General features: G+C 68.4%; 6 protein-coding genes. 5 read left to right on the plus strand and 1 reads right to left on the minus strand.

Going from position 1 to position 12,111, the window contains the following annotated elements; all coding sequences use genetic code 11:
* Nucleotide 1: 1 nt before the first annotated feature.
* Nucleotides 2-1,321: a hemolysin family protein gene (locus AAW51_RS21145; protein ID WP_047196185.1), complete on the minus strand. Its 1,320-nt coding sequence runs from the start codon at nucleotides 1,319-1,321 to the stop codon at nucleotides 2-4.
* A gap of 59 nt (nucleotides 1,322-1,380) precedes the next feature.
* Here AAW51_RS21145 and AAW51_RS21150 point away from each other — a divergent pair, with 59 nt between their 5' ends.
* The 5 genes from AAW51_RS21150 to AAW51_RS21170 all read left to right on the plus strand — a co-directional run bounded on the left by AAW51_RS21150 (nucleotide 1,381) and on the right by AAW51_RS21170 (nucleotide 12,086).
* Nucleotides 1,381-2,202 carry a symmetrical bis(5'-nucleosyl)-tetraphosphatase gene (locus tag AAW51_RS21150; RefSeq protein WP_047196186.1) on the plus strand — a complete coding sequence of 274 codons (822 nt, stop codon included), beginning with the start codon at nucleotides 1,381-1,383 and terminating at the stop codon, nucleotides 2,200-2,202.
* A 408-nt stretch (nucleotides 2,203-2,610) separates the two neighbouring features.
* Nucleotides 2,611-4,932, plus strand: a complete 2,322-nt coding sequence (locus AAW51_RS21155) for an acylase (RefSeq protein ID WP_047196187.1) — start codon at nucleotides 2,611-2,613, stop codon at nucleotides 4,930-4,932.
* Between the two features lie 631 nt (nucleotides 4,933-5,563).
* Nucleotides 5,564-9,436, plus strand: coding sequence for a type I polyketide synthase (locus AAW51_RS21160; RefSeq protein WP_238947928.1), 3,873 nt, complete (start codon nucleotides 5,564-5,566; stop codon nucleotides 9,434-9,436).
* A gap of 92 nt (nucleotides 9,437-9,528) precedes the next feature.
* Complete coding sequence (locus AAW51_RS21165) at nucleotides 9,529-10,716, plus strand: MupA/Atu3671 family FMN-dependent luciferase-like monooxygenase (RefSeq protein ID WP_083438482.1); 1,188 nt, start codon at nucleotides 9,529-9,531, stop codon at nucleotides 10,714-10,716.
* A complete protein-coding gene (locus AAW51_RS21170; RefSeq protein WP_053013827.1) occupies nucleotides 10,713-12,086 on the plus strand; it encodes a hypothetical protein in 1,374 nt (457 codons plus the stop codon). The genes AAW51_RS21165 and AAW51_RS21170 overlap by 4 nt, the downstream gene beginning before the upstream one ends.
* Nucleotides 12,087-12,111: the final 25 nt, after the last annotated feature.

Below are 12,111 nucleotides of genomic sequence, written 5' to 3' on the forward strand. Positions count from 1 at the left end.
GTCAGGTCGACGGCTTGTCGTCGGTCGTGTCGTCGGCCTCGATCGGCGTCGCGAGCACTTTGTCGATGCGTCGACCGTCGAGGTCGACCACCTCGAAACGCCATTGCTGCCACTCGACCGCATCGGCGGTTTCGGGCAGCCGCCCGAGCAGCAGGATGACCATGCCGGCCAGCGTGTTGTAGCGGCCCCGGTCTTCGTCGGGCAGTTCGCGCACGTGCAGCCGGTCTTTCAGCTCATGCACGGGGATCAGGCCGTCGATCAGCCAGGAGCCGTCCTCGCGTTGCACCATCCAGGCTTCCTCGGGCCGGGTGGCCGACTGGAACTCGCCGGTGATGGCCTCGAGCACGTCCTGCAGCGTGATCATGCCCTGGATCTCGCCGTATTCGTCGACGACGAACACCATCTGCATGTCGGAGGCCCGGAAGCTTTCCAGCAGTTCCAGGCCCGTCAGCGTCTCGGGCACGAAGACGGGCGGCTGCAGGTCGGTGGTCAGGCTGAGGCCGGTGCCCTGCGCCAGTTGCTGCAGCAGCTGGCGCGCGGTGACCACCCCGGTGACATCGTCGAGACCGCCGCGGCACACCGGGTAGCGCGAATGCTCGGTCTGGGTGATCACGCGCAGCGCTTCTTCGGGCGGTGCCGAGGCATCGAGCCAGACAATCTCGCCGCGCGGGATCATCATCGATGACACATGACGTTCGTCGAGCCGGAACACGTTGCGCACCATCTGGTGCTCGTGCGCCTCGATGACGCCGGCGTCCAGCCCCTCTTCGAGGCTGGCCGCGATCTCCTCTTCGGTCACCGCGCGATCGGGGGCCTCCTTGATGCCCAGCACCCGCAGCACACCTTGTGTCGCGAGCGAGAGCACGACGACAAACGGTTTGCCGACATGGGACATCCAGTTCATCGGCTGCGCCACCAGTCGCGCCACCGTTTCGGGGTACATCTGGCCGAGCCGCTTGGGCACCAGCTCACCGAAGATGATGGTCAGGAAGGTGATGATGACCACCACCAGCGCGGTGGAGATCACCGCGGCGAGGCGCTCGGTCATCTCGAAGCGCTCGGTGAGCCAGGCGCTCAGCGGTTGCGAAAACGCGGCATCGCCGACGATGCCGTTGAGCACGCCGATCGACGTGATGCCGATCTGCACCACCGACAGGAAGCGGGTCGGGTCGTCGTGCAGCTCCATGGCCGCCCGGGCCAGCGCGTCACCGTCGTCCACCATCAGCTGCAAGCGCGTCTTGCGGGCGGCGGTCAGCGCCATTTCGGACATGGCGAACGCGCCGTTGAGCAGCACGAGAAATATCAGTAAAGCGACGTCCATTCAGGGCGACGGTGCGGGTCGGATACAACGAATGGTCCGCAGCGTAGCAGAATCTCGCGATGATTTACCTCATCGGCGACCTGCAGGGCTGCTGCGATGCCCTCGACCGTTTGCTGGCCACCATCGGCTTCAGCCCCTCCCGCGACCGCCTATACGCTCTCGGCGATCTGGTCAACCGCGGCCCCTGCTCACTCGACGTGCTGCGCCGCCTGCATGGTTTCGGGGACGCCGCCACCTGCTTGCTCGGCAACCACGACCTGCACCTGCTCGCGGTCGCCCACGGCGTGCGCCCGCCCCATCGCCGCGACACCTTGCAAGCGATCCTCGACGCGCCCGACCGCGCCGACTGGCTGCACTGGCTGCGACACCAACGGCTGGCCGTGCAGGCGCACGGCTGGTTGATGGTGCACGCGGGTGTCGCACCGGCCTGGGATGCGGCCCAGACGCTGCAGCTGGCCGGCGAGGTCGAGCAACGGCTGCGCAGCGCCGAGTTCGGTGATTTCCTGGCGGTGATGTACGGCAACCAGCCGGCACGTTGGCGCGATGACCTGCAAGGGCACGACCGGCTGCGCAACGCCGTCAACACCTTGACCCGCATCCGGTTCTGCAGCGCCGACGGCGTGCTCGAGTTCGCCGCCAAGGAAGACGCTGCACGGGCACCGGAGGGTTATCTGCCCTGGTTCGACGTTCCCGGCCGCCGCACGGCCAGCACGCCGATCGCTTTCGGTCACTGGTCGACCCTCGGCCTGGTGCAACGGCCCGACCTGCTGGCACTCGATACCGGCTGCGTCTGGGGCGGGCAGCTGAGCGCGGCACGTGTCGACGGCAACGAAGTCGAGATCCTCCAGGTGCCCTGCCGGCAAGCCCAGGCTCCCGGCTGAGGTTGCCGGTCGTCTCCTGCCAGGCCCTCGGCGACCCGTCGCCGCGAGGTCCTGTCAACAGGACGATCGAAAGCCCTGCGGCGACATTGCCGCCGAACGGGGCCGCTGGCATCATCCGTCGCCGCGCCGCTGGCGCGCACAAGGGAGGGGCCGACCGCAGAGTCTGCCGACATCGAACCGGTTGGGGCCGCTCCCGATGGCAGTCGTGTTTCAGAGAGCGACGTCACACAGCGACGAGGTCGAGACCGCGGGGGACGTTGCCGTCGCCGCGGTGGATCACGCCGCCGCGTCGCGATATCAACTCCACCCTGGTCCGCGGTCCTCTTCATGTCTTGCCTACACCTACTCTTGCCTGCGCCTGTGCGCGCTGCGGGCGCGTCCCGCACGGCCCATCGTCTGTATGCCGCCATGGCGGCCGCCACCCTCGTCGGGTGCGGCGGCCTGTCGTCCACGCCGTCAGCGCCGAACGGTTATGCGGTCGAGGTGCGCCGCACGACGCACGGTGTGCCGCACGTCAAGGCGGACGACTACGCCAGCCTCGGCTACGGGCTCGGCTATGCCTATGCGCAGGACAACCTGTGTCTGCTGGCCGACCAGATCGTCACCGTGCGCGGCGAGCGCTCGCGCCACTTCGGGCCCGACGCGAGCACGACCGTCGCGTTCCGCCCCCTGAAGAACCTCGACAGCGACTTCTACTTTCGCCTGACGATGGACGATGCCGGCCTGGCAGCCGGCTTTGCCCGGTCCAGCGCCGAGGCGCAAGCATTGCTGCGCGGTTATGCCGCCGGCTACAACCGCTACCTGCGCGACACGCCCGAGGCACAGCGGCCGGCAGCCTGCCGGGGGGCCGAATGGGTGCGCCCCATGACCTTGGCCGACCTGTTGCGGTTGAACGAAGAGAAGGCCACCCAGGCGGGCGCCGGCACCTTCGCACTCGCGATCGCCAGCGCCAGCCCACCGCAGCCGGGCGCCAAGCCGACCACTGCGCTGCCCAGGCTCGACCTCGCCGCCCTCGACACCGTCTCCAGCGTGCTGGCGCCGCCCATCGGCAGCAACGGTTGGGCCTTCGGCAAGGCGACCAGCGCCAATGGCCGAGGGCTGCTGCTGGCCAATCCGCACTTTCCGTGGGGCACCACCAATCGGTTCTATCAGGTGCACCTGACCGTGCCCGGCCAGCTCGACGTGATGGGCGCGTCGCTCGGGCAACTTCCGCTCGTCACGATCGGGTTCAATCGTGACGTCGCCTGGACCCACACCGTTTCGACAGCCCGGCGCTTCACCTTGCATGCGCTGCAACTGGTCCCCGGCCACCCGACCCGCTATGTCGTCGACGGCGCCGTGCGCGAGATGCAGGAACGTCTGGTCAGCGTCGAGGTGCGCGGCCCCGATGGAACGCTGAGCACCCAGACACGCCGCTTCCACACCACCGAGTACGGGCCCACGCTGGTGATGCCGGCGGCCGGGTTGCTTTGGACCGCTCAGCACGCCTATGCGGTGGCCGACGCCAACCGGCTCAACACACGCATGCTCGACACTTGGCTGGCCATCAACCGCGCCCGCTCGGTCGCCGAGGTCCGCGCCGGGCTCGGCAATCTGGGCATCCCTTGGGTCAACACGGTCGCGGCCGACCGTCACGGCGCGGTGCTGTACGCCGACATCTCCGCGGCGCCCAACGTGAGCGAGACCCACATGCGCCGTTGCGCGCCGCCGGAGGCGGCCAAGCTGTTCCAGAGCGCCAAGCTGGTGCTGTTGGACGGCGCCCGGCGCGAATGCGCCTGGCGGGTCGACCCGGCCTCGCCCGTGCCGGGTCTGTTCGCACCGGCCGAGATGCCGGCCACGGAGCGCGACGACTACGTGGCCAACAGCAACGACAGCTACTGGCTGACCCATGCCGCGCAACCGCTGTCGGGGCTCGCGCCCATCCTGGGCCCCACCGGCGTGCCGCAAGGGCTGCGCACGCGCATGGGTCTGATGGAGATCGGCCGGCAGCTGCGAAGTGGCGACGGGCACGCGCCAGGACGGGTCGACGACCGGCAGTTGCAAGACATGGTGTTGTCGAACCGCAGCCTGGCCGCAGAACTGGTGCTCGACGACCTGCTCGCCGTCGCGAGCGAGGCGGCCGATGCCGAAGTCCGCTCGGCTGCCGCCGTGCTCGCCCGCTGGGACCGTCGCCACGACGCGAACAGCCGCGGCGCGCCGCTGTTCAAGGAGTGGTGGTCGCGCGTGCGCACGCTGCCCTCGCTCTACCGCGTGCCCTTCGATGCAGCAGACCCGGTGCACACGCCGCGTGGCCTTGCGCTGACCGAGCCCGCGCGACGCGACCAGCTACTCGGGGCGCTCAGGGAAGCCCACGCAGCGATGCTTGCGGCCGGCTTCGCACCCGATGCGCCCCTCGGTGAGATGCAGGCCGCGCTCACCCACGGGGGACGCATTCCGGTACACGGCGGCGATGACCATGAAGGTGTGCTGAACAGCGTCGCCACGACGCGGCTGTCTCGCTCGGGTTACCAGCCGGTGTACGGCACCAGCTATCTGCAGACCGTCCGGTTCGACACGTCCGGGCCGATCGCCCACGGTCTGCTGGTCTACGGTCAAACCACAGACCCGTCTGCGGCCACGACAAACCAGGCCTTGACGCTGTTTGCCGAGAAACAATGGCCGCGGCTCCCTTTTACCGACGCGGCCATCAATGCCGAAAGCCTCTCGAGCCGCTTGTTTTTGCGCGAATAACAGCCACACACCCCTGTCAAATATGACAAGGGGAATGTCTTGCATTCACCAGAGCGGGCAGGCCCAATACGTGGACTTACTGCCCGCCTCTGTTGAACCAGCTTTTCAACCAGAGAAACAACACACGCGCTCCACCCCTGATCCCGGGGGGACCAGCGGCATGTGTCTTGCCCTCGCCCCAACTTTGTTCGGGGCCCCATGAGCGGCTGACAAGACAAGATATAGAGTAGCGGCACAGCCGCCTGCCACCCCCATGAGAGGGTGCACTCCGAGAATTCGGAGTGATGGCGTTGCATTGCACCATTCCCGTGCGTTGCGCCGCGCCAGCCCGCGTGGCGCCTCAGTTCCGCCGCTGCCCGCCAAGCCGCCTGCAATCTCGCGGTGGGCCGCTGTGCAGCACGATAACGGCGCTCTCACTCCCATCGCTTTACCACGCCAATTTGGTGCAAAAGGGCTGTATACCCACACGCAAAATTCGATGACGAACAGATGAAAACAGTAGGACAGTTACTACGTCTTACTTGTTGTCGCCTCCTGCAGTTTCAAACTTCGCAGGGTTGATGATCCGACTTGCCGGCATCGACAGTACAGATCCAGGTGTCCGGAGGTTGGTTTGCATTCTTCTGATTCTTTGTCACCTGAGGCTTTTGACAGGATTGCTGTCGTAGGCCTCCAGGGTGTTTTTCCTCAGGCAGAAGACGTCGAGGCGTTTTGGCAGCACATCGTCGCCGGGCGCGATTGCAGCACGGAGTTTTCGGACGCCGAACTGAAAGCCGCCGGCGTGCCGGAAACGCTGCTGAAGCAACCCAATTTCATCAAGCGCCGCCCGCTGCTCAAGGCGTGCGACCGCTTCGATGCGAAGTTCTTCGGCTACACCGACATCGAGGCCGAAGCCCTCGATCCGCAGCTGCGTTTGCTGCTGCAATGTGCCTGGCGGGCGCTCGAAGAGGCCGGCGCCGTGTCGACGACGCAGCGGCAGCGCGCGGGCCTGTTCGCCGGGTTGCGGCAAAGCCGCTATCTCGATGAACACCTGCTGGCCAGCCAGCGCCACTGCGACGCGCTGGGCGCCGACTACCTGCAGATGATCAACCGCAAGGACAGCGCCGCGACGCTGCTGGCGTACAAGCTCGACCTCGGCGGTCCGGCGATCAGCGTCAACACCGCCTGCTCGACCTCCTTGCTCGCGGTGCACCTGGCCTGCAACAGCCTGCTGTCCTTCGAATGTGACGTGGCACTGGCCGGCGGCGCCGCCATCCCGGCCTTCGGCCCCGACGGCCACCTCTACGTCCCCGGCGGCTTCTTGTCGGCGGACGGCCGCTGCCGCCCCTTCAGTGACGACGCCGGCGGCACCATCGATGGTGCCGGTGTCGGCCTGGTCGCGCTGAAGCGGCTGTCCGATGCACGCCGCGACGGCAACCTCATCCATGCGGTGATCCTCGGCAGCGCGGTCAACAACGACGGCGCCGACAAGGTCGGCTACACGGCACCCAGCGTCAGCGGGCAGGCACGCGTGATCGCCGACGCGCTGGCGCTGGCCGATGTATCGCCCGAGACGATCGGCTATGTCGAGACGCACGGCACCGGCACGCGCCTGGGCGACCCGATCGAGATCCGCGCACTGACGCAGGCATGGCGTCAGCACACATCCCGCAGCGGCTATTGCCATCTCGGCTCGGCCAAGGCCAATGTGGGGCATCTCGGGGCCGCGGCCGGCGTCGTCGGCCTGATCAAGGCGACCTTGGCGGTGCGCGAAGGACACATCCCGCCGCTGGCCAACCACCGCCAGCCCAACCCGCAACTCGAGCTCGAAACCTCGCCGTTTCGCGTGCCGCTGAAGGCGATCGACTGGCCGGCCGCCGACGGGCCGCGACGTGCGGCGGTCAGCAGCTTCGGCATCGGTGGGACCAACGTGCACATGATCGTCGAGCAAGCACCGGCGCCCCTGCCGCGTCCCGCTGCGCGGGCGACAACGACCGGCGAGCGGCTGTTCGTGCTGTCCGCCAAGAGCCCCGCGGCCTTGGCAGACACGGCCGCCGCCATCGCCGCTGCCGTGACCACGCTGCCGCCCGGGGCCCTCGACGACCTCGGGTTCACCTTGCGCCTCAGCCGGGCTCATCTGCCATGGCGCACCTTCGTGGTGGCCGACCGTGCCACCACGCTGGCCTCGCGCTGGCAGGCGCTGCCGCTGCCCGCCGCAGCCTCGGTGAGCCGGCCGCGCACGGCTTTCCTGTTCCCGGGCCAAGGTTCGCAGCACCGGGGCATGACGCTCGCGTTGCGCGACCGCTTGCCCGCCTATCGTGACGCGCTCGATCGCGCCGCCGCGCTGGTGCGCCAGCATGCCGGCTTCGACCTGCTCGACCTGCTCCAGCATGCCGACGACGCAGCCCTGACCCGCACCGACCGTGCACAGCCCGCCCTGTTCGCGACCAGCTACGCGCTCGCGGCGGCCTGGCAGTCGCTGGGGGTGCAGCCCGAGGCATTGCTGGGCCACAGCGTGGGTGAACTCGTCGCCGCCTGTGTGGCCGGCGTGTTCTCGCTGGAGGACGGCGTGCGGCTGGTGTGCGAACGCGGCCGTTTGATGCAGGCCGCACCGCACGGTGCGATGCTGGCCGTGCTACTGCCGGCGGCCGAGCTGGCACCGCTGCTGCCGGCGTCGGTCGAGCTGGCCGTCATCAACGGCAAGGCGGCCTGTGTGGTCGGCGCCGAGACCGGCGCGATCGAATCGATGCAAGCCGCCCTCACCTCGCGCGGCATCGGCACGCGCCGGCTGCACACCTCGCACGCCTTCCACACCGCGGCGATGGAAGAGGCCGCGCAGCGGTTTGCCGACGTGGTCGGCTCGGTGCCACTGTCGGCGCCGCGGCTGCCGGTGATTTCCAACCTGACCGGCGAGCTGCTGCGCGACGACCAGGCCCGCTCGCCGCAATACTGGTCGCGCCAGCTGCGCTCCACGGTCCAGTTCGAACGTGGCCTGGCGTACCTGGCCTCGATGGGTGTCGACTGCCTGGTCGAGGTCGGCGCGGGCACCACGCTGACCGGGCTGGCGCGCACGGAACTGCCGAAGACCGTGGCCATCGCCTCGCAGCCGCATCCGACCCGTTTGCAAGAGAGCCCCTCGGCGGCCGTGTCGGCGTTTTTGCAGGCAGCCGGCGAGTTGTGGGCCCGCGGCGTCGAATTGGACCTTGCCGCCTGCAACCCGCCGCATCCCGACGCACGTCAGGTGCCGTTGCCGGGCTACCAGTTCGAACGGCAACGCCATTGGGTCGAGGCGAACCCGCGGCGCTCAGAGACGCCCTCGGGCCAGGCCCCCCTGGCCGCACCTGCGCTTCAGAAGGTGACGTTGCAGCCGCTGCTGCGCGACCCGGCCGCCAGTCAGGATGATGCTGCCACCCCCTTCGACGCGCACGCACTGCCGGCCGATCTCTTCCGCACCCTGGCCGCTCGAGGGCTGCCCCTGCTGGCAGCACCCGAGACCCCTGCGGCCGCGGTCTTGCAGCATGACCCGCATCCGGTCGAGGCGGCCTTGCTGGCGCTGGCCTGTGCGCCCTCTCCCGCTGCGGCCCCTGCCATCGTCGCCAACTTCGAACTGCGCGCCAATCAAGAGGCGCTGCCACGACACGGCCAGGCAGCGAAGGCGGCCGTCCCCCTTTTGCTGCTCGAAGGCCAGGCGTTTCTGCTCGCGTTGCAGGAGGCCGGCGCGGTGCCCGGCGCCTCCGTCAGCAGGCTCGGCCATCTCGTGGGCTGGCCCGAGGCCTGGCAGCAAAGCCTGCACGCCGACTTCACCGACGCACAGGATGCCGACCTGCCGCGATTGCATCTGGCGCGCCTCGCCGACGCCGCACCGCGCAGCTGGCCGGCGCCCTCGGACGCCGGTGTGTCGCGCGACGTCTGGCTGCTCGTCGACGAACCCGGCCCCGCCGCGCCCGAACGGCTGGACCGCCTGCGCGGTGCGCGGGACGCGCTGCAGGCGCTGGGTTGGCACCACGTCGTTTGGCTGGTGTTGCGACGGCCGCTCACACCCGACGCACTGCCCGAACTTGCCCGCTCGCTGCCGGCCATCGCCGCGGACGGCAGCGTGCTCTACCTCGGTGCCGCGGGCGCACCGGACCAACCCTCTCTCGCAGGACCCCAAGGAGTAGCGAACGTGGATGCCGCAGCAACCCCCGACCCGACCAACGCGACCGATCCGAAAGACGTGCGGGGTGTGATCCGCGACATCTGGCGCCAGGTGTTGGGGGTCGACCAGGTGGGCCTGGACGACAACTTCTTCGACCTGGGCGGCAACTCGCTGTGGGCCTTGCAGATCGTCAGCCGTGTCAACAGCGCCTTCGGCTGCGAGCTTCATTTGTCTGAATTGCTGCACGCCGCCACCGTCAACGACCTGTCCGCGCTGGTCGAGAGCAAGCTGCTGAGCGATGTCGACGACGGCGAGTTGAGCGCCTTGCTCGAAGAGCTTGGCGATCTGCCGGAAGAGGAAGCGCTGCGCCTGTTGCAGCAGTCCTGAACGACGCGCGCCCTCCACCGCCTTCCCACTCCCGGTCTTTGCCTGCCTGCCATGTGCGGTAGGCAGAGCCGACCTCACGCCCAGGAGTCGTCATGAACGATCTGAAAGACAGGCTCGCATCGCTGACACCCGAGCAACTGGCGCGCCTGAAGAGCCAGCTGGCCTCGGCCAAGCCACGCACGCCGTCCAACGGCAAGCCGCTCGAGTTCACGCTGTTCTTCTTCTCGGCCGACGGCACCAGCGGCTCGGACCACAAATACGACCTGCTGTTGCGCTGCGCCGAGTTCGGCGATGCCCACGGCTTTCGCGCCATCTGGACACCCGAGCGCCATTTCTCGCCCTTCGGCGGCCTCTACCCCAACCCGGCCGTGCTCGGCGCTGCGCTCGCGGCACGCACCAGCCGCATCGAGATCCGCGCCGGCAGCGTGGTGCTGCCGTTGCACAACCCGATCCGCATCGCCGAGGAATGGAGCGTGGTCGACAACCTGTCCAACGGCCGGGTCGCGATGGCGTTCGCCAGCGGCTGGCACAAGACCGACTTTGCACTGCGGCCCGAGGCCTATGCCGCACGCCGTGACGCGATGGGCAGCGGCATCGAGACGGTGCGCCGCTTGTGGCGGGGCGAGCGGGTCGGCCTGCCGGGGGTCGACGGCGAGACCGTCGAGATCGTCACCTACCCGCGGCCGATCCAGCCCGAGCTGCGCTATTGGTTGACCTGCAGTTCCCCCACCGGCTGGGAGAAGGCCGGCGAGATCGGCGCCAACGTGCTGTGCATGCTGGGCCCGTCGGTCAGCAAGCTGGGTCAGAACATCGCGGCCTACCGCCAAGCCCGCGCGGCGGCCGGCCATGCAGCCGAAGGCGGCACCGTGTCGGTGATGCTGCACACCTATGTCGACAACGACCGCAAACGCGCCAAGGAGAAGGTACGCGGACCGCTCAAGGGCTACCTCGAGGACTACATCCGTCAATACGACGTGATGGTCGACGAGACCATCCAGAAGGACGTGCTGGCCAACAAGGACGCCTTCCTCGAGTTCGCGTTCGAACGCTATTTCGAGCAGGCCTCGCTGCTGGGGCCGCAAGACAAGTGCCAGCGGCTGCTCAACGAGCTGTCCGAGATCGGCGTCAACGAGATCGCCTGCCTGGTCGACTTCGGCGTCGAGACCGACGACGTGCTCGACAGCCTCTCGCTGCTCGAAGCCCTGCATTACCGCCACGCATCACCACAAGGCCTGGACACCGCCACGGCCGACACGACCGTCCAGAAGGAAACTACATGACCCAGACCGCCGACCGCCAGCAGCAGATCGACCAGCTCAGCCCCGAGGTGCGCAGCCGCTTGATCGCCAAGCTCGCCGAGCGTTCACGTTCCACCCAGCGTAAGGTCGAACTGCTGCAGACCCCGGCCGACTGGCTGACGCTCGACCGGCGTGCGCTGCTCAACCTGTTCGCTGCCGGCGAAGAGGCACCGGTCGACGCCGTCTCGATCACCTGTCTGAGCGACCGGGTGATCGGCAACGGCTATGCCTTGAGCGACATCACGCACAAGTTCTGCGGCGACCTGCCGATGCTGACCAACGTGCGCGAGCTGTCGATCGGGCGCATCGCCACCCTCACCTTGCCGCGCACCTACGGGCAGATCTATGCCGAGAGCCAGGACATCGTCCGCCTGGTGCAGCAGAGCCTGCGCATCTCGGCGATGCTGGGCGCCAAGGCGGTGTCGCTGACCGGCTTGATCCCGTCGGCCACCGACTACGGCCGCGCCATCCGCAGCGAGCCGGGCCTGCCGGTGATGACGACAGGGCACGCCACCACCACGTCGTCGGTGCTGCTGGCCCTGAAGCGGCTGCTCGACGAATCGGGCCGGCGCCTGGCCGAGGAAGATCTCTGCTTCATCGGCCTGGGGTCGGTCGGCACCTCCACCTTGCGTCTGATGCTGAGCGCGCTCGAACACCCGAAGCGCCTGACGCTGTGCGACGTCTACGGCAAGCGCGCGGACATCGAGGCGCTGATGCGGGAGATCCGCGACGACCTCGGCTACCAGGGTGAGCTGCGCTTCGTCGCCTCGCAACGCGTCTGCCCGGACGAGGTGTATGCGGCCACCACCGTGGTGGGCGCCACCAATGCGCCCAACGTGCTCGACATCGACCGGGTGCGGCCGGGCACCTTGATCGTCGACGATTCCGACCCGCATTGTTTCGACGCCTCACGCGCCATCGCCCGCTTCGAAAGCGCCGGCGACATCCTGTTCACCGAAGGTGGCGCGCTGCGGGCGCCCGACGTGATCCGCCACCGCATCTATGTGCCCGAACAGTTCGAATGGGCGCTGCAGTACCCGGTCGACGACGACAACGCGCACCACATCACCGGCTGCATCTTCTCGAGCCTGCTGTCGGCCAAGTACGGCTATCCGACCACGCTCGGCTACGTGAAGCCGGAGGACGCGCGCACCCATCTGGCGGGGTTGGTCAAGTACGGCTTCAGCGCTGCCAATCTGCACTGCGGCCCGTACCGGCTCGCGCGCGAGCGCATCGACGCGTTCCGCCGTCACCACGGTGGCGGCGCCACCGAGCCGGCGGTCTTGCACGTCGACGACGTGCCGGGGCAAGGCCGCGTGCACGCCGCGCTGGCCGGCACGGCCGCAGGCTGACCCCTTTCCCGACGCCCAGGTATCC

The organism is Caldimonas brevitalea, from assembly GCF_001017435.1.
Lineage (GTDB): Bacteria > Pseudomonadota > Gammaproteobacteria > Burkholderiales > Burkholderiaceae_C > Caldimonas > Caldimonas brevitalea.